The sequence below is a fragment of the Allohahella sp. A8 genome, from assembly GCF_047946665.1.
Classification (GTDB): Bacteria; Pseudomonadota; Gammaproteobacteria; order Pseudomonadales; family Oleiphilaceae; genus Allohahella.
In genome coordinates this window covers 4,338,933-4,362,307 of sequence record NZ_CP172312.1, presented here as the reverse complement: position 1 = coordinate 4,362,307, position 23,375 = coordinate 4,338,933, and the positions used below count along the sequence as shown (strand labels likewise).

The following is a 23,375-nucleotide window of genomic DNA, read 5'->3' as shown; positions in this document are numbered from 1 at the left end:
CTGCGGCGGCGATGGACTTAACCGGAATTCTTCCCTACCCAGGCCAGTACCGAATTAGCTTTGATTTCTTCAGCGTAGCGAGCTGTTTTCCAGCGCATCATTATCCCTCAACATGGCGAAGCCTGCGGGGGATTAGGGTTGCTGGCTCGTTTGCACGTCGGCTTATCAAGGTTCACGAGCCATTTTACTGTGATGGTAATAGAGATAAGCCATGCCAATGGGGGCAATAAAGATTGCTAGCCACCAACACATCATCATTGTCAGCGCCTTCATAACGAACATGAATAGCACACCACCAAAAAAAACGTTGTTGCCGACGATGAAAGCAAAGCAGCGTTCGTAGACGAATCGTGAGTATGGGTACAGAAGCGTAGAAATGACCATAAAGACAATCGTAGGACTCTCGATGGGCTTATTGCCCTCCAGCGTAATCCAGACTATGAGCACCGGGAAAAGTGCGCCGAAGAACAGCTGCCGGAAGTAATACTGAGGGGACAGTCCGCCGAACGTCTTTCTGAAAAAATTCTGCATACACTCATCCTTGATCTTGTTAGTAAATATGGTTGCCCTTCGGGCAAGCTTCTCCATGCTAGACGGACAGGTGGGGTAATCGCGTCATGATCGCTGATACAATTTCACTGAGAAATAACTGGGCGGCACATTCCGCGCTCCAGGAGCACGCTGCGATCAAACATTTCGGCCGCCCTAACCACTTTCGGCAACACCCTTCGGGCTCACCAGTTGCGCGCCTACTCGAAGAGGAATTTCCTGCAAAGGCAGTAAATCCATAACGTCGCAGAACAGGGCTCTGCATTTCCAATCGTTCCGATCACCAATAACATATAAACGTCGCTTCGCTCGAGTAACGGCCACGTTCAGGAGGTTCGGCTCTGAGACCGCCCAGTCTCGAGCCCCAGAAGACGCCGTGTTGCCTCCTAATACCAGGATGATGACCTGCGCCTCCTTACCTTGCATGGTATGAATCGTGCCGGAGGCAGTTTTTTTACCCAACATCCTTTTCAGGCTTTTCAATACCGCTACGAAGGGCGTGATGACCCGTATATCAGCTGCTTTAACACCATCAGCGTGCAAACAGTCTATTAAGATCTTTAGTGCTTTCCCTTCTGCCGGCACCCAGTTACCGTCCGACCGGCCTTCAACCTGTATCCAGCCGGTCGAAATTTTAGCAGGCGTTTCTTTCTCTGGTAGGGGCGCAACAGTTCCGTAAACCATAGCGCCGTCATAGGCTATTCGGTTCGAAAGGCGATACATCGGCTCATCACAGCGACGATGAACCACCAGTGGCAGACCAACCCACACTTTGCTTCCCGCTGGGCCAGCCATTCGACCCCATGGAGTGGCTTGATCAGCTAAGGTCTGCGCCGATTGCCGATTGGGAAGCCAGTGAGGATCGACTTTGTAGCGAGTACGCATATGCTCCAGTACTGCATCGGAAACTGTGACGATAGGCTTGAGCTGCAATGGATCGCCTACCAACAGCGCGTGCTGCGCTCGCCACAGAGCGCCAACGGCGGCCTGTGGCGTCGCTTGTCCGGCCTCGTCGACGAAAAGATAGCCTATCTGCCCAGCTCCAAATGAACCAAAGGAGCGAGCAAAGGAGGCGAACGTGCTACTCAGTACCGGCACTACCATAAAAAGAGAAGCCCAGGCTGAACGGATAGCATCACTCGTCACATTTTTGAATCTAGGCCCGGTCATGAGCGCATTGATCGTATTGAGGTTGGTTCTGAGCCGCGTTGGCTCCAGCTTGAAGAAAGTTTTGTGTAAGCGGAGTGCCTGGACAAATACACGTGCACGAGCCTGTCTCCAGCCGGGAATGGACCAAGGCTCGGCCCGCTCTATGTCATCCCCACGCCCAATGGTGCCGCTCTGTAGCCACGCAAGCAGATGATCAGCACGGTAGGCACGTGCCAGCTCCGAGGCCTCGCGCTTCGCAGCTTCGAGTCGACGCTGGGCATCCAGAAGTCGTCCTTGTTGCGTTTCGACGTCGCTCGTAAGAGACGCCTTGCTTGCCAACAATCTATCGACCGATCGCGTGATTCGATTGAAATCCACATTTGCCAACTCTTGCTCTTGCTCCAGAAGACGTAGTCCTGAGCGCCAGCTCCGCTGAGCGCTCCAGAGCGTCAACAGCTTTTTCCAGAAGCCAGGCTGAGCTGCCTGGTGCCGTCTTAGAGCCTCAATCGAGTCCTTAAGCAGGACGCTCGCAGGACGCACTTTCTCAGTATCCAAGGCTATAAGCTCAAGCTCTACCTGCTCTAAACTCTGCTCCAGAGCCTGAAGTCCTTTGAGGGCCTCGCGAACTGTGTGGCTGGTGCGCTTGACCATTTTCAATAATGAGTCGATACGCTCAGCGGCACGCTGCGCCTCTAGAGCTGCAGATTTTGCAGCCCGATATTCCTTTACAGCCTGTTGCCATATTTCCGCGCGCTCCTTGGACGATCGGTCGGCATTCGACTTGGCATAGCTATTGAGCCAGCCGAGCATACCTCGGGGATGACTCTCTTCGTTGTCGAGTATCTTCTCTATCTCATCAGCCCATTCATCATCGCCTTCGCCATCGGCAAGAGACTCCAGGTCATCCCCCCAGAGATCGTCACTCTCCTCATCTACGCCATCTTCCTCCGGAGTTTCCTTAACATTTCTCCTGGGAGGGGGCTGTCCAAAGAAATACCGGCTGACGAACGTATTCCGGCGACTCTTGCTTCCAAGAGCGCCCGAAACCAGGCCCCATGCAGGCGCATCGGTAAGTAACTCACCAACATCCTGAAAATGCTCCAGCTCTGGCAACCATTGTGCGTCGACCTTATCAAGCTGTGGTAATTCGAGCGTGATGTTCTCGACCGCACCGTTGTTCGCAGAGGCTACAATAATTTCGAAGCCATACAGCGTGGCGCTAAGTTTGTGGACACTTTGCTCTCGGCCGCCATCATTGGCACGTTCACGGCCATTTTGCACGAAGGCGTCTGAGGCTCGCTCAAAGCTGGCAAGAGCATCTGCTCGGGCTGTCACTATGGCCGCTACAAGGTCTCGCAAGAGCGTTGTCTTACCCGTTCCAGGCGGTCCATTAATACCGAGAAGCGACTGTTTACGGTCCTTGCTGCTCTGGAAGTTTGAAAGTACATAATTGACCGCCAGCTGCTGGGAGTGCACAAGGCCCAAGTGTTTTTCAGAAGGCCAGCAGCTTCCGGGGTAGCTCTCTGGCAGCAAGCACTGTAGAAGTTTTTCCGAGGCCGCATCATCATCGATATGGACGTGCGACTGATGCTGATTTCTGCGCAGGTAGCGGCTCAAGGGCTCACTGATCACCCCTTGCGCGAGCTCCTCTGCCACATCAGCAAGATCGTTAAGTAGAAAGCTGTTAAGCGGGTCGTCCTCCTGCTCAGTTTTGTCTTTCTTCACGGGCTGAGAGCGAAAACGCAGCGGAAAGGCATCCTTGTCGGCGAAAAAATCTGCAACACCGATGAATTCCAATATCCACATGACGAAATTGCGCAAGGCCTCGCTACCCACGACGCCACCCAGCATGACGCTGGCCTGATCGCGAGCTAACTCCTGCGCCTCTTCAAAGCCTCTGGTCCATGGCTTACCAGTCAGCACACAACCTAAAAACCACGTTTCACTGGAAAGAACAAAACTCTTGTCGAGATAGACGCCTGATTCAGAGAATTTTGCAGCAAATATTGCAGAATTTCGGTTCTTTGGCGGCTCTCGGTAACCCTCATCAGCGCCAAAGACTTCCTTGAGTTTGTCTGCTATGAGCTGACCGTCATAAATGCAGGCATAAAGCGTATGACTCCAGACCTTTTTAGCTGGCAACGATTGCCTCGCGACTAAGCTCCCAGAGGTCCACGGCATCACCGGGCGACGCAAGGGGACCTCGTGTAGAAAGGCCTGGTGCAGATTGCTACGCTTTTCGATCTTGGGAGCTGACTGAGGCTGCAATAGCTCGACTGCATGCCAATATCGGACGATACGTTCCTGCTCTTTCAAGACCCTTTTCTCCTTGAATTGGTCTACAGATAACGGACGTCAGCGCCCCGACATGGACATCGAATATCGATGGTTGCCATGCACTTACAGCGCTCGCTGGGCCCCTTGAACATTGGATATCGCCACTTTCGCAGAGATAACTGCCCGATGCCAGCAAAGAGTGGCCTGGGTGCCGCGCTGGTTTTCAGCTCTTTGACTCCGGAAAGAGTCGTGCATGGCCCAGCAAAAAATAGCAGACTAGTCACGCCATCAGGATTCGAAGCACTCGCTACTTCGAAACACCTACGCCTCAATTGAACCATGGCAATCAGGAACGCGACGAATGGGTTTCGAAATACAGCTGGTGCCAGAAAAGGCACTAATCTTCCGGATCACTCATCGAAAGAACCTCCCCTGGTTGCTCGAGAACGGTATCCATTGTCGCTCAAGTAGGCAGCAAGACGAGAAGTTCCTCAGTATTGGCAACCTGGATCTGATAGAAAAGAGGAAGGAGCGTGCAGTGCCATCGCATCCGGGAGGCGTTCTGTCGGATTATATCCCGTTTTATTTTACGCCCTACTCTCCGATGCTTCTCAATATCGTGACAGGCCGCAATGTTCCACAGCGCCCAAAGATGGACATTGTTATCCTGGTGAGTTCACTACACAAAGCTAAAGACGCCGGGATCAAGTTTCTTTTTACAGATAGACACGCGTACCTTTTCAATGCCGTCTTCAGTGATGACCTCGCCCAACTTGGCGATATGGTTCCGTGGGCGCTATTACAAGCGCGCGACTTTAGCAAGAACCCGGAAGACCCGGCTAAGTCTGATCGCTATCAAGCCGAAGCATTGATTCACCGCCATCTGCCAGTGGATGCTCTTCTGGGCGTAGTGACCTACAATGACGACATCAAGGTTGAAGTTCAGGCACTGGCAGACGAACGTCAGCTGAAGATGGGCATTTACAGTAAACCGAGTTGGTTCTTCCGATGATTGAATACACAAAGGGCAACTTGCTCGAAGCAGATGTCGACGCGCTCGTGAACACCGTGAATACGGTCGGTGTAATGGGTAAAGGCATAGCGCTCATGTTCAAAGAAGCCTTCCCTGAAAATTTCCGCGCATATGCTGACGCGTGCAGGTCGAAAGATGTGCAGACCGGCAAGATGTTCATTACTGAACGTAGTGCGCTGGTGGGACCAAACTGGATCATCAACTTTCCGACAAAGCAGCATTGGCGGGCCAAATCGAATCCTCAATGGATCGATGAAGGTCTCCTCGATCTGCGTAAGGTCATCGCCAACAATAATATAAAGTCTATTGCCATTCCTCCGTTAGGCAGCGGCAATGGTGGTCTGGACTGGCTGACTGTCAAACCAAAAATCGAAAAGATATTAGGCGACTTGTCCGATGTTCGAATCGTTATTTTTGAGCCCACGGCAGAGTATCAGAACGTTGAACGCCGGGTCGGCGTGGAAAAACTCACACCTGCCCGCGCGCTAATCGCGGAGCTCGTTCGCCGTTATTGGATGCTAGGCATCGATTGTTCGCTGCTCGAGATCCAGAAGCTGGCCTGGTTCATGGAGCGTGCGATTTTGAAGTCGGGGCAGAAAGACCCTATGGACCTGCGCTTCGAAGCCAACCGCTATGGACCATACGCAGATCGTCTCCGACATCTGCTGGATAGCCTGGATGGTAGCTACTTGCGCTGTGACAAGCGTCTGGCGGACGCCAGGCCAGAAGATGTGATCTGGTTTGAGCAGTCACGAAAGGACAAGGTCCACGCCTATCTCAAGTCTTCTGAGGCGCTGCCATACCAGGCTGCTCTTGAACAGGTTTCTGATTTAATAGATGGTTTTCAGTCACCGCTCGGCATGGAGCTACTCGCTACGGTAGATTGGCTCATCGAGCGAGAAGAATGTAAGCCTGACGTGGAGAGCATCAAACAAGGACTCCAAAATTGGCCTGCTGGTAGTGCTGCAGCCGAGCGTAAGGTGAAGTTGTTTGACGACAATATGCTTGGCCTTGCCATTGAAAGGTTGGAAAGCTTCTAGCTCCCTCGGTACATGATCCTATAACGCTATCAGTGTGATCTAGTCGCTCATCTACTGGCGACGCGCTGATCATGCTCCTCGAAAGCGGCCATCAGTTTCTGATTGAAGCGAACTGCTTTGTCCAGGGCATCGAAGACGGCTTCGGAGTCCCGCTGGTCGAGGCTCATGACTTCGTCATCGAAGCGCTCCTGATTGGGGTCTGTGGCGTCACTCATGGGAATACCTGCTGTTGGTTTTGATAACAATGTTTATGGACGCTCCGCCATGAAATCCTCCGAGACCGACGGTGTGCTCGTGAAAAGCTATCCCAGGTGTTTTCTACCGGGGAAATGATTCTATCCTTACCGACAACTCGGACGCTGACCTTCTTCACGTCAGCTGGAAATCGGGTATCGGCAGGCAGGCGCACAGCCTGCGTGCGATGGTCCTCAAAAACTGTTCCAGTACGCATCACTGACTCCTGTAGTCGCTACTAATAGTCCCAGTAAGCTGGGATGGCACTTTCTGACATAAGAAACTCAGTATGTCAGAAACTCCGGCTTTCTTGACATAACGGCGCTCAAACCCCCTCCCCCAACAACACCCCAGGATCCCGCAACACCCGCTCAAATTCCTCCGCAGCCAACGCAGGCCGAAACAAAAACCCCTGAAAACAATGACACCCCATTTTCCTCAGCATCTCCATTTGGGCCTTCGTCTCCACCCCCTCTGCAATGACATCCAGGCCCATGGCATCAGCCAGGGTCATGATGGCCTGGGCGATGGCGGCGTCATCGGCATTCGTGAGGATGTCGCGGACGAATGAGCGGTCGATCTTGAAGGTCGATAGCGGGAGGCGTTTCAGATAACTCAATGAGGAGTAGCCGGTTCCGAAATCATCCAGCACTAGTTGCAGGCCGCCTGAACTGGCAAAAAGGCGGCAGCTGCTTCATGTTCTCGAGGGTGTCTTCGGTGTTTTCCAGCAGGATGGACTCGGTCAGTTCGAGCTTCAGGCTGGAAGCGTCCACATGCCAGGTGTTCATACTCTGGCGCATTTTCGCCAGGCAGCCGCTCTGGTGGAACTGCAGGGCACTCAGGTTGACCGAGATCTGGATCGGCAGATGCTCACTGGACCATCTCGCCAGCTGCTCGCAGGTCTGGTTGAACACCCAGTCGCCGAGTTCTTCGATCATGCCGCAGTCCTCGGCAATCGGGATGAACTCTTCAGGCGGTATTGGCCCCAGGCGGGGGTGCTGCCATCGCAACAGGGCTTCAGCACCCACAAAAGTCATGGTCTCACACACCTGGGGCTGATTCAGGATCTGCAATTGACCACCGCAATCGATGGCAGCCCTCAAGCCCTTCTCCAGCAGGTGCCGCCGCCTGGCCTCCGCCTGCAGCTGCGCATCATAGAAATGGCTGGTATTGCGCCCCTTCCCTTTGGCTTTGTACATGGCCAGATCCGCCTGAACGAGCAGTATCTCGGCGCTGCTGATCCCGCCATCGATCAGGGTGATCCCCACACTCCCCGAGATCTTGACCCGGGACCTGGCAAGCGTGATTGGATGCTGTACCGCCGCATTGATCTTACCAGCGAGCAGGCTGGCCTGTTTGGCGGCAGTGGCGTGATCCGGCGAGGCGCCATAACTGCGCACGCGCTGACTGATCTTGATGCCCTGTCTCAGACGATCCATGAACAGCACGCGGTTCGGCAGGCCGGTGAGCGGATCCTGGAACGCCATCTCCAGCATCTGCTCTTCAGCCTGGCGGAGATCGGTGATGTCCAGGCAGATGCCGGTCAGATGATTCTTGAACCCCGCCCGATCCCAGGACACCTGGGCCTTTATAAGCACGTGACGGACCTCGCCACGAAACTCACTGTCCAGCGGCTGATGGGTCGACAGGGTCCGTGCCAGGTCCGTTTCCAGGCGGCTGCGGTCATCCTCGTGCAGGCTTCTCAGCCAGACCGCTTTCTCGCCATAGAACACATCCAGAGACAGGCCATAGATCCTGTACATCCAGTGGTCCCAGTTGAGCTTGTGGGTTTCGAGATCATACTCCCAGACGCCGATCTGACCCGCGTCTGCCGCTAGGGCAAGGCGCTCCTTGGCTTGACGCAGTTCGCTCTCACTCATGAAGCGGTCGTGATAGATGGCCACCAGCCCCTGTCGGACCTCCCGCAGCGGCAGTGCTCTCAGCAGGAACCAGCGGCGTTCGTCAGGGCTGTGGCAGGGATACTCGAGGGTGAAATCATTGCGCTTGCCGTTGATGACTTCCCTGATGCCATGCAAGGCCAGCGCGGCGGAGGTGTCGCCTGAGTCTATCGATCGCTGGCAGACGTCGAAATAGTTCTGGGTGGTCCAGTCATCGACCGGCCCCCTATTCTCCCGTGAGAACCGGATCCACGCCGAATTGACGTAGCGAATACAGCCAGTTTCATCTATGACGACCACATGCGAAGCGGAATGCTCCACAAGGGCCTGCGACAGTTCGAGTACTGCTTCCATTCGTCTCTCCCATCCTGGTCCTGCCGGCTGAAATTCCGTTATTTCAGCTCGACAAATGAGAGACCTCTACATGCGCCTGGATTGGTGTTCGCTTCGGGACCGAGACCTTTGAATTTACCGGACTTTTTTAGGTGGAGGGGTGATTAGAGTGGTTTTTCTTAGGCGTGAAAAACACTGGACCGCACTTCGTCCCAGAGCTTTGCCCCACCCGACGAGTGGGGCAGGTTTTACAGCATCAACGGTACTCTGTTGTCCTCGGCACCAAATTCTGCGTTCGAATTTTATCCTGGGCTGCAGCTTCATCAACCTCCAGAAGATAGCTTGAACCAGGAACGATGAAACGAGCTACTGGCTTGAATTCGAGATATCTCGTTTCACCAGCAGCAAAAACCAGGTCGAGTTCATCCTCGAAACCAAAAATATCAGGATGATCCGCCTCAAGCTGATAATTGCCAGGCTCAAGTTCAATCCTCACAAAACTCGAGGGGCTTGTAACTATATCTTCCTTTCCCTCTATCTGAAGTTCAAGCTGAAATAGGCCATAGTGGCTCCCTACGTCCCTGTAGACGTAAAGCACACCCTTATCGTCGCTTGGCTGAAACTGAACGATGCGGTCATAGTCAGCATCCCCCGGCTTTATCACCGGAACGTTGACGCAGCCGTGAAGCACGGAAAGTGCAGATATGATTGCGAGTCCCTTATAAATTTTCTTCATCGCTGTCATGCCTATTGTCTGTTTGGAAGATCGCATCAGTTGAACCGAATATAGCCGATTCGTATTAGATCGCAGCCACTGGAAAGGAGCGGACAAACTTCACTTCTCAGCTCGAGTACAACAGGCAGCGAAGGGAAAATCGGCTTGAGATCGGTCACGGTCTTGAACTGATAAGTCACGAGCGTAGCTGCTTTGATACAGGTCAAAACAGAGTCGTTGTCGTATTGACATTCCGCACTGGAACTCAAGGATTCCTGCACTGGGTTGGCCAACATTTCAAATATCGCAACATTCTTTTTACCAGTGCTGAGATGAAGAAACTTTTCCGAATGAAACACCACAGGGCTCTTAACTTGCCACTGTACAGAGAAGCCTTCGTCGCCCGGAAAAACATCGACTGGCGAGTCGGGCGTAGAACTAGATAGCGCACCTGAAGCGGAGCCAGTCAGGACTGCGGCAGACAGAAATTGAACAGGCTCGCTGGCATCGAGCAAATAGTTCGATGGCAGGGGAGTCACGCCATTATCTCCAGTCTCGCCTGCAGTAGGTGTTTTAGGCGAAGGGTCTTTCCCGGGTGTTGGATCACCACCTCCACCTCCGCAAGCCGTCACGAAAAAAATTGTTGGTAATAGCGAGAGGTATTGTCTTAACAGGGGCATGTGAATTTTTCCTCAAGAAATTGGTCAATGAGTAAAGCGTCGTTATTCATCAGTTCTGCTCGCCAGCCACCACGACATACCCCTGGTCTGCCAGACCATCGACGCAGTTACTGTGTCGCACGAGCGCGATGGTGGAGCCAATCATTCCCATACCATCATGCTTGCAAAAACTTTGATGTTCCGTCTCCGGATGCTGCATCAACGTATAACGGCTGGCGCAGCCAGTTATGAATATGATCGGTACAAGCAACACAATCTTTCGCACGTTCATGTTTTTTTTTCTCTTTTTTAGTTATTGTCGTTTGACTACGGGATGAGGCGCTTTTTGGAAGCGTGCAGACAGACCGGGCGCTACCAGTGCCATGTGGTTTCACGGGATGTTAAGCGGCTGAGAAATTGCAGGCGTCCGATGAGCGTCGGAGGTTTTCTTGCATATATCAGAAATGTCGAACGCCACCCGACTAGAGTCAGAGGCAGTTCAAAGGCGAGCGTCACTTGTTTGCGCAGAATTGAAGTCATGCGATTCGTTCCCTGAATCAACGGATAGGCTTTGCGATAGCCGGATAGTCCATTGCTTAACCGAGTAAACTCGCTGTTCGCAGACTTCAGACGCCTGATAAAAAAGATTAAACAAAAGTTAACATTCGGTCAATTGGATTAATCCTTTTGACTACAAGAGCGAGGTATGTCGCTCAAATAATGCAGAATCCGTCACAAAATTGGCTGTAAACCGAGCCGATGACTCCCACTGAGTCCTCGGCTCCTTTCGAGACATCTGTCGTCTACAAGACCTCCACCGTCTCAAAGGTGCCATCGTTGTCGGCATCGAAGTGATATTCCGTGTAGCCCCGGTGTAACTCGAGCTTCAGCGTCGAATTGCTATCCTTCAGGAGCACTGTTCCAGAGTCGTAGTCATTCCCTAGGAGGCTATAAATCAGAGGGGCGGCGAACTCTATGCTGTATTGCTCGCTCAAACGCCCCAGACCAATCTGAAAGGCTCCGGCGCTACTGAACTGGTCGTTCTCCTGAGAGAACTGTCCAGGTACTCGCTCCAGGGTAAGCGCAAAATCGAAAAGACCGAATTCGAGGAAACGATTGTGATCAGGTATTTCGCGATAGGACTGACCCTTCAGCGTTAGAGACTTAGGGTCATTGAGAATGTGACGAATATCGCCATGTTGATAGATTCCCGATTCCGTTGCGCTTGCACCGCCATATCGTTCGTAGGTGAAGAGCACCTCGCCGCTTTCACTTCCGAAGGTCAAAAACTGGTCAAAAAGACCTGAAACCACCTCAGTGGTGTAGCTACCCACCCGTACAAACGGCGCGATAAGGGGTCCATCACAGCGATTCATCTCCAGGATCGACCGCGCTCCGGCGCCACTATAGAGAGCGCCCTCTTCATAGGTACTACGTGGTCCCGCCAGATGAGTGCTTGTCGCGCGCCCGCCTCGTGTGCAGACAAAGCTGGAAAAATCATTTACCGAAGGCCGTCCGCTGCCGTCTCCGAGCAAGGCTGGATCTGCAATTTTGAAGTCTTCAAGATCCTGGCTCGAACGGCCACGCAAAAAGTTGATCGTTCGCATAACCTCCGTAGCCACCTCAGGCGCATTCTCTACGGTCAGGTCGCCTGGCTGGTATTCTTTCATCAGAATGGTAAAGCCTTCCTCGCCTGAAGGAACTGGAGGAGGCGGTTCCAGTCCAGGTCCGTCTTTACTGTCACTACACCCCGCCAGGATTGAAAGGAGTAGAGCTATCACTGCCGATATTCCAAATACTTTGCCGACCATATCATTCAATCCTTGAGCGCTTTTTATGATTTTTTTTGATGCAACCAGATCTCGCTATGGCCTGGACCGTCCATTCACCGAGTCACTGGATCGACGGGATAGTAGAAATTCGTCAATGATGGAGCAATCGGAAAAGGCCTGTGTCGGTCGATATTCAGCGGCCTTGAGACTTTACCTGCAAACAACGCTTTCGAATCTTGACGCTTCTTTTAAGTCGTGGCATGAGTCCAGAGTCAATTGACGGGGAGACTGTATCTTCGAGTCAAGGACGGGTGGGACTGCGTGCCGATGGGCACAGGTGAGTGCTCCGAAACTTGAATGAGCATGAAATCTGACTCGACTAATAATTCAGTTAGATCGCGCCAAGAAACCTGATAATCTGATCACCAAGCTGCCGAGTGTTGTAGGGATTACCATTGCCGTTCAGCATCTGAATGCCGAGCTTTTTCGCGAGTGATCGAAGGGCCGGTGCGGTTGGACTGAGGAGCTCACCGGATCGTTCTACCTCGATCGAACCATTTTCAATTTCTCGCACAGTGTAGTCTTCGAAGTTCACTTGCCGGAGACATTTGAGCTCGCTTTTCGGCCGGTGAAACTTCACGAGTTTGCTGAAGGACAGGATATATTTCCCATTTGCTTCAGAGAACAGTTCTGCGACCTCAGCGACAGGCGCGTTCAATAGGGTTTCGATCTGCATTTCTTCGGTATTGACACGAAGCACCACGATTCGGTCCACCAGACTCAAAGAGTTGGCATTGAAAGAAACGTGTCCGCTCGCACCCATCATGGCTGTCGTCTTGACTGAGATCCGCTCGCCTTCGCTACTCACCACGTCGTAGCCGTGCTGATTTACCTGAGTCGCCATCTGACCGTTGGTAATTAAAGCTGTATACAGTTCGCCAATGCGTCCGCACAGGTGTCTCAGTTCCGTTGGCGGAACGCCCCAATTCAATTCTCGCTCGAACCAGGCCATGGACTCACCGAGAGACTGAATCAATTGCATCTGCGTTAGCGCCATTCGCCCTCCTCTCACCGATAGACCGTTGGGTCATAGCGGAAGCCAGAGCCTTACCCGCATCTGCCCACGACTCACGCGCCTTGTGCCGGTTACAACCTGGCCGGGTAAAGGCCCAGCAGTGCTCATAGTCGATACCAAGACCTCGAAGTCGATCTCTCGCTTTGCGTCCAGCGGCGAGGAATAAAGCGTTGGGAAATAGTCCAAGGAATTCCCGAAGATAGGTGTTCGAGAAATACGTGATCAAAGGCTTTGGGACGCTTTTCGTCGTGGAGCCATGCGGAAGCGACATCCAGAAGGTGCAACTGCCGGCAAGATGCTTCTCCATCATCTGCTCAGTATTTTCAGGCCACACATAGCTACATAACGTCTTGAGGTTGAGCCGCCAATAATGCTCTTGCAGGATGAGATTACGATCTCGCAGCCAGGAGTCATGATTGATTGCCGGCAACAGTTTCTTCGCTTCGGTAGGCGTAATCGGTCCAGGTTCAGCCATGAGAAAAAGCAGCTCTACATCTTTGGACGCAGGGCCGCCATACCACCGGGGCTCATAGCCCTCCGCCGGGCTCCAAGGTAAGCCGTGTGCGAGGCAGAGACTTTTAAAGTGTTGATCGTCAAGCATGGCTCTCTGCAGATCCAGGAGCTCGCGGTGGGTGGTTTCTAGCTGAGGCACTCAATGACTCGCGTTTGGTAGACGGATTGTCTGCCAAGTATAGGTCAGGGCTATCTCAGTGCTAGGCGCGGGAATTGGACTTATCTCCCCTTGGTCGCCGGGTTATCCGGACGCTAGGCAGTAAGGCAGGCTGGGACGCATTTGAAAGTGACAGAGATTGCGCGGTTCCCTTTGGCCTTGTACATCGTCAGATCAGCCTGAACGACCTGTAGCTCGGCGCTGCTGGCCCGCGCAGATTATTTGTTCAGAAAAGAGGAGCTGAATATCGAACAAAACACTGGCATTGCCGTCTAAGCTAAAGCAAAGAGATGGTAAGCACTTTCCCACCAAGCCCTGCAGCGTCTCGGCTCGCTTGGCGTCTGAACATAGAGTGCACGTCATCCATGCCAAGCCTTTCATCACACCAATGAAGGACAACCCATGACAACTAAAGCAATCCTTATCTTATGGGACGAACCTCGAGAGGTGCACTGGCAGACCAGCGTTGTGCTGCGATCTGAACCTCGATCGTATTAGCAGGTTTCGGGGCTGCGGAAGCAGTCCTTTCAAACGTTATTTGGCGCCTATGAACAAGGCCACCACATCACCATCAGTACCAGCGAGCTCGAGCTCTAGCAAATCTGGATCGTAAGCCCCTAACACCTCGTAACTTCCGTCTTTCAAAGCGCCAGACGCGCCACCATCAATGTCGCCACAATTAGCAGCAGAAAAGACCGCTTCGAAAATATTGTAGCTGGGGTCGGGAATACTCACAGTGCCGTTGAAAGTACAGCCGCTGTCGTCCTGGCCCGTAACTGCACCGTTTGTGTCTATAGTGATAGTCGTCGTGACAGTATCCACCATCAGGTAGGTACCTGAGATCGCCTGCAGAGATATACCAAGATCGCTATATACATTGTCGCGAACCAACGTGATCGAAGAGGTAGAGCCCGGGCCGGTAGCTGTAGCTGTAAGCGTCTCTGCATTTATCACCTTCCCTTCCAGGGAACCCCCGACGGTCTGCCAAGTCTCATCTAGGAAGACGTCGGTGCCAGAGCCGTAAAAGGTGTTATTGCTGCGAAAGGTCAGGGTTCCGAAGGTCCCGTCGGTATCGCTCACCAACGATACGAATTTTCCAGAAGGGCTCAGAAGGGTGAGGGCTTCGTCAAATTCCCCCGATTCGTACTGTATCTCTGTAACGAAGGCGCCAGGTTTCACAGTCGTCGCAACAGCTACTGTCTCGCCCCGCCGCCCGACGAGCCCCCACCTCCTCCGCATGCAGACAAGACAAACGACGCGCAAATTGGTAAAACTCGACATGTAGTGTTCTTTAACAGCTTGAACATCTCTCTTTCCTCATATCAACAGCCAGGGTCGCGCTCCGTTCCCAAATTCGTCATTTCAATGGCTATCGGAGCTGCGTAAAAGGGCGGTCCGCCTAAGGCGAAGCTCCCAAGAGGAGCAAATCATTACGGATTTGCAACTTAACCTTAGTTGTAGGTCGGACTCTGCACAAATACTTGCGTTATTTTGGTCGCGCTCTTGGTGTAACTTGGACGTACCTAATCAGGAGGATGTCGAGGAAGCAGGTCATCTGTCGAGGTGCTGGACAGCGAGCGAAAATTTCAGTCAGCTGAAAGTATCGGCTCCTTGAGCAAAGCCGAAGGTACATTGAGCCGGCCGTGCCTAGCTTGTGCTGATGAGTTCAGCGAAGCGACGTAGGATTCGATATCCAGTGGAGAGAAGCTCCAAGCGTACGCGAGGCGAGATGGATGCCTAGGATGGCCTGAGGCAGTGATGGTACCGAAATGAACCCAGTTCACATTGCGCGGCTGCAGTCGTGAATAGAGTTCCCTGAGCGCCCGCTCAAAGAAACTGTGGTATGCGATATTTTCACCCCATGCAGCCCAGATTATTGGATCTTTTTCAGCGCCCACGAGGGCTTCAATCGTCCGAATGTTCTGCGCTAATGCTTTCTCGTCGACTTCCCGAGGTAGCGTCCGGAAATCGGTCGCGCGGATCGGATAAAGGTTTAGCATGATAAATCCGTCAAACCCGTTATCTTGAGCGACCTTTCGAACTCGAGTAGCAGTGGGGTCGGACTTTTCTTTGGTAGCTGTGCTTGGGTTTAAACCGATCGTCAGCAGTTTCCGTGTCCCTGATTGGCCTAGAGTAAAGCGCCACGCATCATCTCTCGCGTTTGCGTAGATATCGAACATCGAATTTTTCCTGAAGATCCTGTGGCGAAAGTTTTCGAGAGTTTCATCCTGAGCACCACTGCATCCGCCTAATACGTCACGGCTCTCCTCAAGCATAGCTCGATCTCCATGTAACCGCCCCGGTACCGAGTTCACACTTAGACTTGAATTACGCTGCCATAGCAACCCCTCTGTTGAGCTGCTGGCAGCAAGTTGAGGCGGCTTTTATCAGCCGAACACTCAGAAGGAAACGCTCCAAGCCGCCCATCTATACCGGCAGTGTCTCCTCAAGCAAACCCGCCGGCATTGGATATTTCATTTTCCATACCATGGCAATTGGACGATCCCCTTCCGCGCTGATCAAATGCGAGGCTGGACCTAAAAATTGGAACGGTGCCCTCTGCTGCTCTACTTGTTGTGTCACCCGAGCAAAAAACAGGATGGTGTACCCGCGGTCATGGAAGTTGAGATAGTTCTGGCCAGTCGGCGATGCGCGGGTGATGGTAGACTTACTTTCCCAATGTAACTCCGTCCCACTAATAGGGTAGTCTCTATAGCGAGTCGTTGGTGAGAAATGACGGTCGTCTTTCTGAAAGGTTATGAGGTGCGCGTAGCACTTCAGATCCTTGGCGTGGACCACGCCGGTTCCGATTGGTCCGGTGGAGTCGACACTAGCCAAACCCAACGCTGCATTAATCTCCAAAGCACTATAACTAGCATGCAACTTCAAACCGCACGCGAAAGGCAGATCAATATTGATTACTGGCCGCTGAGGATGAGCAAGACGCCAAGCCGCGATTTCGGCGGCATCTTGCACGATCGACGGGTTGCGCTCCCAGCGGCGGCTTGATTCGGCCACCTCCGAGATACCCAAATGTTTCCCTGATTTACCCCATCTCAAATAGTGCAGAATGGTGGCTCTTTTCGAAGCATCCTCTGAGTCACCAACCAACACATTCCCTGAATCAGCGCGATGATCCGCTTCAAAGAACGAGCCCAGTATTTCCGGATCGTCGCGCAATGCGAGTCGAGAAAGGGCTGGGCTGAGCAGTGTCAGGTCCGGATCATCAAGGGGCCTTTGCCCCAGTGCTTCGGCTTTCCAAGCGGACCAGGTTTGTTTAGACAACAACTGAATAGGTGATAGATCGGTCATATCGATGAAGTGTCCAAACGTAAGGGGCTGGTCGCTGCTCTGCCCCCAGGTCCTGATCGTTTCGCCAACCAGTACTTTGAGATTTTTAAGAGCGGCGTCGACTTTCTCTAATACTCGCTCCCGAGCGACACGCTCGAATTGTATGCTGCAGCCAGGTGGTAGGCTGGGAAAGTCGTCGCGAATTTCATCATCGATCCGCCCACGCTGCCGGCCAACCAAGGCAGCGTAGCGCGTGTCAATACGGTAGCTATGATGGGTTTGCCCGACCATATCAAGCACTGTCAGACAGTCTTTGCCGGGGGCATGACGCAATCCTCGTCCGAGTTGTTGCAGAAACACTGTCAGACTTTCCGTCGGTCTTAGGAACAGCACCAGATTTATTTCTGGAATGTCTACCCCCTCACTCAGCAGGTCAACTGTAAACAGGAATTGGAGTGAGCCTTCTTTGAACCGGCGTAGACGCTCGTCGCGTGCGTCTCCTGCGGTTTCTCCCAACAACGTTTCGGCGGACAACCCGGCCTTTCGGAAATGATCGGCCATAAAATGCGCATGCCGAACTCCGGCGCAAAAACCCACTCCCCGAGTCGTGGTCAAGTCCGGCTGGTAGCGGTCCAATGCCTGCAGGATGATATCGACGCGCTGCTTGGCTCGCAGATCATCGCCTGTATAGACGTTTTCCAATGCATCCATGGCATAGCGGCCCTTTCGCCAGAAAGCCTCACCGGAAGTATCTACATTATCGGTCACGCCAAAGTAGTGGAAGGGACACAGCAGTTTTTCCCTGAGCGCTTCTGGCAAACGGATTTCGGCGGTAATTCGATTGCCAAAGTCCGGTAATGTTGAAGAGCCGTCCATCCGCTCCGGCGTGGCGGTGAGTCCGACAAGTTGCTTGGGCTTCAGTTCATCGAACAAGGGACGGTAGCTACTCGCCGCTCCATGATGGGCTTCATCCACTATGAGATGCTCAAAGTGGTCTGGCGCAAACGTTCCCAAGCGAAGCTGCCGGCCAAGGCTCTGCACAGAAGCAAAGACATGCTGCCAGTCTTTTGGTTGCTGACCATCCACCAGCAGCTCGCCAAAATTCGCGTCGCGAAGCACGGCGCGAAAGCAGTCCAATGCCGCATGCAGAATCTCTTTTCGATGGACGACAAACAAGAGTCGCGGCTTCGTCTTCGTGTCTTGCGATATGAAGGCTTGTCGGTAGTCTAGCGCGGCGATAACAGTCTTCCCTGTTCCGGTAGCCGCCACAACCAGATTGCGATGGAAGCCGCCCTGACGACTGGCGGCAATCGCCCCCAGTATCCGCTGCTGAAAAGGCCGCGGCGTAATGTCTGCGAAAAAGCGTGTGAGGCCGGACGAATAGCTCTCGTGGTCTCCCTTTCTGTAACCAGCAATGATCGAACGGAAACGAGGAAAATTGACTTCGGTAAACGTCTCGAATTCGGCGTGATGCCAATAGGCATCGAACTCAGCTTTAAAGCGCTCGATGATATGCGGCGAATCCTGGGCAGTCACCTTGAGCGTCCACTCCAGACCCTGTGTCAGAGCCGGATGAGAGATGTTAGCAGAGCCGATGTAAGCGGTGGAGTAGCCGCTATTTCGTGCAAAATGGAAGGCCTTGGCGTGAAGGCGGGTATGGTCGGTGTTATAAGCGATTCTGACCTGACAATGCGGTTGCTGTGCTAAATATTCCAGCGCTGCTGGATCGCTGGCCCCCATGTAGCTGGTAGAAATGATACGTATCAAAACATCGCGCTCTTGCAGCGCTTCTATCGCTGGCATGAGCAGCCTGAGACCGGAATATTTGATGAACGATACAAGGATGTCGACACGGTCTGCGCTCGCCATTTCAGCACGCAGCTCATGCTCCAACGGCGGATCTCCCCGCTGGCCGGTCAACAGGGCGCTACAACTTAACGGAGTCTCCGGACGGGGCAAGCTCTTACGGCCTTGTCCTGCCTCGCGGGCGGGATGCACCTCGGTGAGGAGGCACGGCTCTTGTTCTAGCAATCGTCGCCGCAGTAGATAGTCTAGCCCGTCTCGCGCCGCTAAAAGTTCGAGCAGTCGGTTGATCAAGGGACGTCTTTCTTCCACAGCACACGAGCGCAGCGCCCGCTGCAATATTTGACCAACAAACTGAGCGTAGGCGTGCGGACTGGACTCATCGTCGATTTTACGCAAGGTCGCCTGCAGGTCAGGGTGGAACTGAATCGCCTCGTTCAATTCCTCATCAAGCAGTCGTTCGTAAACCCCGGAAAAAAGAGGAGGGCGAGTCGAAGGCATAGCATCTTCCTTATGTCTTGAAAGTAGCGATCTGGAAACCACATGGCTCAGGCGCCCGGCGTCTCCAGATCAACATTCCCCAGCAGGAAACGCCGTTTTTGTCTAACACATAGGCGCTATATATTTGCCTATCATCGACAGCCCATGCGATGCCACGTCTTGTTAGCCACTTTTATGTTACCTCGCTTGGGCTAAAGAAAAAATCATCCGGTATGCACACGCCAGCCAACCGGACATTTGATGTTTCGAGCTGTTTAGTTCCATCTTCAAGGAATCTGAATATACTCGTTGTAAAATGTATAGCATGGGTCCCTGCGTTCGTTTTTAGGTTGAATTGAGCCCAGGGAGCCATTGCACCTTCTGAATAGTTAGTTTTTATATAAGCGATTATGTAAGCACCGTTCAGCTTCGCTAAAGAGCTAAAATTCGAATTCGTGTTGGGCCCTAGTTCCAACTGGAACGAAACTTCTCCTTCACCGAATTCAAATTCCGTTTTCTCTATCCCGTTAAAAAATAAATGGTCCACTCCTTCTTTCCGCTCGTTATCTAAGTATATTGAACCATCCGTTTCTGCATATTTTTTATAAATTTCGACCGCTTTTCTCTCCGACAAGTAGCCATATCCAAATTTATTATCCAACTTGCATTCCGTTTTTTCTATATCTAGCTCCGTTAGTATAATTGAGTTCTTAGGAAATATCTTAAATTGGACCTGGACGTCGCTTGCTTCTATCCTATCAATACTGTTGAAAACCTTCAGTGTGAGCGAACTCTCGTCCCAGTGAATTCTCGTTGCTATATCTGCTAGGCCGTTAAGGAAAAACGTTTTTAGATTTTCTTGCTCATAGTAGTTATATATATTAACACCGCACAATAGAACCGCTAATATTGAGGCGTACTTCCAAGAGCTTCTAGTCGGCTTTAGTATTCCCAGAAAAAATATAGTTAATGCAAGTAATATTGATAGTATGCTCATCATAATTGTAGCCCGACAGCCAATTGAATTGTGCGCTTCAAAAGCCTGGATAACCAAGCTTGCACTTTGCTTCGAGTATCGCAGGAATTTCAGGAAGATCAACAACATAGGGGAAGCACGTCCCGTACCCCTATCACTCGGTTTGCTGATCAGTGAGTCAGAGCGATCAAGCGCGGAATTTAAGCTTGTCACAGCTGGGAAAGTCGAATACTCCCTGACAGGATAGGATTGAAAATTACCTGTTGCGGGAGTCACCAGCAGAAATTGGTGCCTTCTTTCATTAACTAGATCTCAGCTCTAGCGTTCGATCGCTCTTATTCCTATTCATGCATCGCCCATCGGTTCTGAACACTACGATAGCAATAGAGGCGCGGGCTCGATCTACGGCAAGACATTCCTCTGGCTTCGTCCGATGAACGAGGTGATGAAAGACTATGGCAGCGCAGCGACACCCGGTCGGCCTTGCACTAGGCCAGCATCAATACTCAGGCGTTGCGCATGCCGGTCAAAAAGGCTGCCCGACATGAAGTTGCACCTGTTCATACATGAACGGCTATCACGCCTGACTCCACGCCCCGATGGGCTGCTTTCTGCAAAGAGCGCTTTGTTCGGCTCAGTTACCGTGGGACACTTAGCCTTTTGCAGAGCCACCGCACCATGACTGACTCCCTGGAATACCTCACCAAAGCAATGGCCCAGTTCGCCCAGGAAAGAGATTGGGACCAGTACCACTCTCCTAAAAACATTACCATGGCACTTGCAGGTGAGGTGGGGGAGTTGGCTGAATGTTTTCAGTGGCTCAGCGAAGCAGAGTCAGCCTCTCTAGATGACAAAAAGCGTACAGCAGTTGCTGACGAGATCGCCGACATTCAACTTTACCTAGTCCGTCTTGCTGACAAATTGGGTATAGATATTCTCGAAGCCTCGAAACGCAAGCTTGAAAAGAACGAGCGCAAATATCCTGTAGCGAAAGCAAGGGGTAACGCCACCAAATACACTGATTTATAGGCGCACCTGAGATGCTGGTATATAGCGCCGACAAAAAGCGTTGTATCACTGACGTGAGATCCAACAAGATCTCTCAGATGATCGAGGCGGAGGTCAGAAGAGCGCTTAATCGTAACTCCCCGCGATCAGAAACACTGTCCTGGGAAAATTCACTGCAGTACATTTCACAGGTGCTCTGGGACGAGGCGATCCCCGATTCTGCAGGCGTCGCCATCGAGTACAACATTCCGCTGACCAATCGCAGAGTCGACTTCATTCTCACCGGCAAGGACAGCGAGCGGCGAGACACTGCGATTATCGTTGAACTCAAGCAATGGCAGGAAGCGGAAATTACGACGAAGGATGCAATTGTCCGAACATGGCTGAACAAAACTGACCGCGAAACCCCTCATCCCTCCTACCAAGCTTGGTCATACGCCGCGCTGATTCACGACTATAACGAGACCGTGCGGAACGAGAGCATCACCTTGAGACCCTGTGCCTATTTGCACAACATGCGGTCTCGACAACCAATCAACGATCCCTTCTATCACGAGCACACCGCGAAGGCGCCTGTTTTCATTTCGCAGGACGCTCTCATGCTTGCTGAGTTCTTCAAGCAACATGTGCGGTACGGCGATAGCGATAACATCATGTATCGCATTGAACATGGTGTTATCAAGCCGTCCAAAAATCTGGCGGATGCGTTAGCTTCGATGCTCGACGGGAATGTCGAGTTCCTCATGATAGATGAGCAGAAGCTGGTGTATGAAACGGCTATTGATCTGGCCCACAAAGCCAAGAATGGCCGCAAAAACACGCTTGTCATCAGAGGCGGCCCTGGCACAGGCAAATCGGTTGTGGCCATCAACCTACTCGCAGAACTCACGAAGCGAGAGCTGCTCGTCCAGTACGTGTCGAAGAACGCCGCACCGAGAGAGGTCTACAAGAAGCTGCTAACGGGGAGTCGAAAGAAAACCCATATCGACAACATGTTCAAAGGCTCTGGTGGATATTTTGAAACCGAACCGGACTTCTTCGATGTGCTACTGGTAGATGAAGCTCACCGGCTGAACGAGAAGTCTGGACTTTACGGCAACCTCGGCAAGAATCAGATCATGGAGCTTATCATCTGCTCCAAGCTCAGCGTGTTCTTCATCGACGAAGCTCAGCGAGTTACTTTGCAGGATATCGGCCGCGTGGCTGAGATTCGTCGCTGGGCCGCCGAACTCGGGTCAGGCGTTACTGAACTCGATCTGGTTTCCCAGTTTCGCTGTAACGGTTCCGATGGCTACGTGGCATGGGTAGACCATACCTTGGGCGTTCGAGATACCGCCCACACCTCTATGGATGATATCGACTATGAGGTGAAGGTATTCGATGACCCCAGCACCTTGAAAGCTGCAGTAACTGAAAAAAATCGCCTCAACAATAAATCGCGGATGGTGGCAGGTTACTGCTGGGACTGGGCCAGCAAGACAGATCCAGCTGCTTATGACATCGTGATAGGCGACTTCCGTGCGCAGTGGAACCTGAGAGAGGACGGAGGGCTTTGGCTCGTGGCCGAAAACTCCGTCGAACAGGTTGGTTGCATCCATACCTGCCAAGGTCTGGAGCTAGACTACATCGGCGTGATTTTCGGGGACGACTTTGTGGTGCGTGATGGCCGTATTGTCACTGACGCAGGTAAGCGCTCTTCAATGGACCGCTCGATACGAGGTTTCAAGAAACTGCTCAAGGAGAGTCCCGAGCAGACGCGAAAAATCACGGATGAGATCATAAAGAACACCTACCGCACACTGATGACTCGCGGACAAAAGGGTTGCTTCCTTTACTCTGTCGATGAGGAAACCAACGCGTATTTGAAGAGTGCCGCCAGCCGAGAGAACGCGCAGACAGATACAGTCGAAGCAGGACCATCTATCGGTCTCCCATTGACCGTAGTACCTTTCGAACAAGCTAAGCCCTATAAAGAACATGTCCCCATCTTTGATGTTGCAGCAGCAGCCGGCGACTTCAGTGCGCCTCAAGATGTCGCCGAATGTGAATGGGCTGAACTCCCAGAATTTGTGACCGCGAGCGAAGGCATGTTCATTGCTCAAGTGGTGGGCGAATCCATGAATCGGCGGATTCCGAACGGGTCGTGGTGTTTGTTTAAAGCTAATCCAGGCGGTACCCGCAACAACAAAATCGTGATGGTTCAGCACCGCTCGATAGCCGACCCCGACCATGGGGGCCGCTACACTGTGAAGAGATACCACCGTGAAAAAACTGGAGAAGGTGACCTGGGTAACAGCAGGATAATCTTAAAGCCGGAGACCAATGCGTTTGGCTACCCGCCAATCATCCTGGAAGATATTGATGACGATCTAATTGTTATCGGTGAATTCCTCATGGTTCTGTAGCGGCACAA

20 protein-coding genes are annotated in these 23,375 nt (G+C 52.4%); 4 read left to right on the top strand and 16 right to left on the bottom strand.

The annotated features are described in order from the left end of the window. Nucleotides 1–165: 165 nt before the first annotated feature. Both ACH3PB_RS19530 and ACH3PB_RS19525 read right to left on the bottom strand, forming a co-directional pair. Nucleotides 166–531: a hypothetical protein gene (locus tag ACH3PB_RS19530; protein ID WP_416397162.1), complete on the bottom strand. Its 366-nt coding sequence runs from the start codon at nucleotides 529–531 to the stop codon at nucleotides 166–168. Nucleotides 532–705: 174 nt separating this feature from the next. Further along, nucleotides 706–4,014, bottom strand: coding sequence for an AAA domain-containing protein (locus ACH3PB_RS19525; protein WP_416397161.1), 3,309 nt, complete (start codon nucleotides 4,012–4,014; stop codon nucleotides 706–708). Between the two features lie 322 nt (nucleotides 4,015–4,336). On the opposite strand from ACH3PB_RS19525, the gene ACH3PB_RS19520 reads away from it, so the two are divergent. Both ACH3PB_RS19520 and ACH3PB_RS19515 read left to right on the top strand, forming a co-directional pair. Beyond that, on the top strand, nucleotides 4,337–4,987 hold the full coding sequence (locus ACH3PB_RS19520; RefSeq protein WP_416397160.1) for a DUF4433 domain-containing protein: 651 nt from the start codon (nucleotides 4,337–4,339) through the stop codon (nucleotides 4,985–4,987). Next, nucleotides 4,984–6,048 (top strand): macro domain-containing protein, encoded by a 1,065-nt coding sequence (locus ACH3PB_RS19515; RefSeq protein ID WP_416397159.1) that lies wholly within the window; start codon nucleotides 4,984–4,986, stop codon nucleotides 6,046–6,048. The genes ACH3PB_RS19520 and ACH3PB_RS19515 overlap by 4 nt, the downstream gene beginning before the upstream one ends. Nucleotides 6,049–6,095: 47 nt before the next feature. On the opposite strand, the gene ACH3PB_RS19510 is transcribed toward ACH3PB_RS19515, so the two are convergent. The 14 genes from ACH3PB_RS19510 to ACH3PB_RS19445 form a co-directional block, all read right to left on the bottom strand. Next, nucleotides 6,096–6,263: a DUF1778 domain-containing protein gene (locus ACH3PB_RS19510; protein WP_416397158.1), complete on the bottom strand. Its 168-nt coding sequence runs from the start codon at nucleotides 6,261–6,263 to the stop codon at nucleotides 6,096–6,098. Beyond that, a complete protein-coding gene (gene vapB / locus ACH3PB_RS19505) occupies nucleotides 6,260–6,499 on the bottom strand; it encodes a type II toxin-antitoxin system VapB family antitoxin (RefSeq protein WP_416397157.1) in 240 nt (79 codons plus the stop codon). Before vapB ends, ACH3PB_RS19510 begins: the two co-directional genes overlap by 4 nt. A gap of 108 nt (nucleotides 6,500–6,607) precedes the next feature. Next, a complete protein-coding gene (locus tag ACH3PB_RS19500) occupies nucleotides 6,608–6,934 on the bottom strand; it encodes an EAL domain-containing protein (RefSeq protein ID WP_416397156.1) in 327 nt (108 codons plus the stop codon). Next, nucleotides 6,924–8,534: a putative bifunctional diguanylate cyclase/phosphodiesterase gene (locus tag ACH3PB_RS19495; protein ID WP_416397155.1), complete on the bottom strand. Its 1,611-nt coding sequence runs from the start codon at nucleotides 8,532–8,534 to the stop codon at nucleotides 6,924–6,926. Before ACH3PB_RS19495 ends, ACH3PB_RS19500 begins: the two co-directional genes overlap by 11 nt. A 235-nt stretch (nucleotides 8,535–8,769) precedes the next feature. Further along, complete coding sequence (locus ACH3PB_RS19490; RefSeq protein WP_416397154.1) at nucleotides 8,770–9,258, bottom strand: hypothetical protein; 489 nt, start codon at nucleotides 9,256–9,258, stop codon at nucleotides 8,770–8,772. 26 nt (nucleotides 9,259–9,284) lie between these two features. Continuing rightward, nucleotides 9,285–9,908 (bottom strand): hypothetical protein, encoded by a 624-nt coding sequence (locus tag ACH3PB_RS19485; RefSeq protein WP_416397153.1) that lies wholly within the window; start codon nucleotides 9,906–9,908, stop codon nucleotides 9,285–9,287. A 49-nt stretch (nucleotides 9,909–9,957) separates the two neighbouring features. Next, nucleotides 9,958–10,179 carry a hypothetical protein gene (locus ACH3PB_RS19480; RefSeq protein WP_416397152.1) on the bottom strand — a complete coding sequence of 74 codons (222 nt, stop codon included), beginning with the start codon at nucleotides 10,177–10,179 and terminating at the stop codon, nucleotides 9,958–9,960. Nucleotides 10,180–10,690: 511 nt separating this feature from the next. Beyond that, complete coding sequence (locus ACH3PB_RS19475) at nucleotides 10,691–11,557, bottom strand: hypothetical protein (RefSeq protein ID WP_416397151.1); 867 nt, start codon at nucleotides 11,555–11,557, stop codon at nucleotides 10,691–10,693. Between the two features lie 493 nt (nucleotides 11,558–12,050). Next, complete coding sequence (locus tag ACH3PB_RS19470) at nucleotides 12,051–12,716, bottom strand: DUF6998 domain-containing protein (protein WP_416397150.1); 666 nt, start codon at nucleotides 12,714–12,716, stop codon at nucleotides 12,051–12,053. Beyond that, entirely contained in the window at nucleotides 12,676–13,386 is a 711-nt protein-coding gene (locus ACH3PB_RS19465) for a hypothetical protein (protein WP_416397149.1), read from the bottom strand. Before ACH3PB_RS19465 ends, ACH3PB_RS19470 begins: the two co-directional genes overlap by 41 nt. 552 nt (nucleotides 13,387–13,938) lie before the next feature. Beyond that, nucleotides 13,939–14,685, bottom strand: a complete 747-nt coding sequence (locus ACH3PB_RS19460; protein WP_416397148.1) for a hypothetical protein — start codon at nucleotides 14,683–14,685, stop codon at nucleotides 13,939–13,941. Between the two features lie 305 nt (nucleotides 14,686–14,990). After that, on the bottom strand, nucleotides 14,991–15,680 hold the full coding sequence (locus ACH3PB_RS19455) for a DUF1643 domain-containing protein (protein WP_416397147.1): 690 nt from the start codon (nucleotides 15,678–15,680) through the stop codon (nucleotides 14,991–14,993). A gap of 151 nt (nucleotides 15,681–15,831) precedes the next feature. Then, nucleotides 15,832–18,999, bottom strand: a complete 3,168-nt coding sequence (locus ACH3PB_RS19450; protein ID WP_416397146.1) for a DUF3427 domain-containing protein — start codon at nucleotides 18,997–18,999, stop codon at nucleotides 15,832–15,834. A gap of 172 nt (nucleotides 19,000–19,171) precedes the next feature. Next, entirely contained in the window at nucleotides 19,172–19,978 is an 807-nt protein-coding gene (locus ACH3PB_RS19445; protein ID WP_416397145.1) for a hypothetical protein, read from the bottom strand. A gap of 654 nt (nucleotides 19,979–20,632) precedes the next feature. Between ACH3PB_RS19445 and ACH3PB_RS19440 the strand changes: the two genes are divergently transcribed. Both ACH3PB_RS19440 and ACH3PB_RS19435 read left to right on the top strand, forming a co-directional pair. Further along, nucleotides 20,633–20,983, top strand: coding sequence for a nucleotide pyrophosphohydrolase (locus ACH3PB_RS19440; RefSeq protein WP_416397144.1), 351 nt, complete (start codon nucleotides 20,633–20,635; stop codon nucleotides 20,981–20,983). A gap of 11 nt (nucleotides 20,984–20,994) precedes the next feature. Continuing rightward, the gene (locus ACH3PB_RS19435) at nucleotides 20,995–23,367 is read left to right on the top strand and encodes a DNA/RNA helicase domain-containing protein (RefSeq protein ID WP_416397143.1); all 2,373 of its coding nucleotides are present in this window, start codon (nucleotides 20,995–20,997) and stop codon (nucleotides 23,365–23,367) included. The last annotated feature ends 8 nt before the right edge of the window (nucleotides 23,368–23,375 follow it).

What these genes read in the sequence shown, in the direction of transcription:
- ACH3PB_RS19480 (WP_416397152.1), bottom strand. Translation starts at nt 10,179, where the DNA reads ATGAACGTGCGAAAGATTGTGTTGCTTGTACCGATCATATTCATAACT.
- ACH3PB_RS19445 (WP_416397145.1), bottom strand. Translation starts at nt 19,978, where the DNA reads ATGATGAGCATACTATCAATATTACTTGCATTAACTATATTTTTTCTG.
- ACH3PB_RS19450 (WP_416397146.1), bottom strand. Translation starts at nt 18,999, where the DNA reads ATGCCTTCGACTCGCCCTCCTCTTTTTTCCGGGGTTTACGAACGACTG.
- vapB (WP_416397157.1), bottom strand. Translation starts at nt 6,499, where the DNA reads ATGCGTACTGGAACAGTTTTTGAGGACCATCGCACGCAGGCTGTGCGC.
- ACH3PB_RS19520 (WP_416397160.1), top strand. Translation starts at nt 4,337, where the DNA reads ATGGGTTTCGAAATACAGCTGGTGCCAGAAAAGGCACTAATCTTCCGG.
- ACH3PB_RS19490 (WP_416397154.1), bottom strand. Translation starts at nt 9,258, where the DNA reads ATGACAGCGATGAAGAAAATTTATAAGGGACTCGCAATCATATCTGCA.
- ACH3PB_RS19460 (WP_416397148.1), bottom strand. Translation starts at nt 14,685, where the DNA reads ATGTCGAGTTTTACCAATTTGCGCGTCGTTTGTCTTGTCTGCATGCGG.
- ACH3PB_RS19510 (WP_416397158.1), bottom strand. Translation starts at nt 6,263, where the DNA reads ATGAGTGACGCCACAGACCCCAATCAGGAGCGCTTCGATGACGAAGTC.
- ACH3PB_RS19470 (WP_416397150.1), bottom strand. Translation starts at nt 12,716, where the DNA reads ATGGCGCTAACGCAGATGCAATTGATTCAGTCTCTCGGTGAGTCCATG.
- ACH3PB_RS19530 (WP_416397162.1), bottom strand. Translation starts at nt 531, where the DNA reads ATGCAGAATTTTTTCAGAAAGACGTTCGGCGGACTGTCCCCTCAGTAT.
- ACH3PB_RS19455 (WP_416397147.1), bottom strand. Translation starts at nt 15,680, where the DNA reads ATGCTTGAGGAGAGCCGTGACGTATTAGGCGGATGCAGTGGTGCTCAG.
- ACH3PB_RS19475 (WP_416397151.1), bottom strand. Translation starts at nt 11,557, where the DNA reads ATGAAAGAATACCAGCCAGGCGACCTGACCGTAGAGAATGCGCCTGAG.
- ACH3PB_RS19435 (WP_416397143.1), top strand. Translation starts at nt 20,995, where the DNA reads ATGCTGGTATATAGCGCCGACAAAAAGCGTTGTATCACTGACGTGAGA.
- ACH3PB_RS19485 (WP_416397153.1), bottom strand. Translation starts at nt 9,908, where the DNA reads ATGCCCCTGTTAAGACAATACCTCTCGCTATTACCAACAATTTTTTTC.
- ACH3PB_RS19515 (WP_416397159.1), top strand. Translation starts at nt 4,984, where the DNA reads ATGATTGAATACACAAAGGGCAACTTGCTCGAAGCAGATGTCGACGCG.
- ACH3PB_RS19440 (WP_416397144.1), top strand. Translation starts at nt 20,633, where the DNA reads ATGACTGACTCCCTGGAATACCTCACCAAAGCAATGGCCCAGTTCGCC.
- ACH3PB_RS19495 (WP_416397155.1), bottom strand. Translation starts at nt 8,534, where the DNA reads ATGGAAGCAGTACTCGAACTGTCGCAGGCCCTTGTGGAGCATTCCGCT.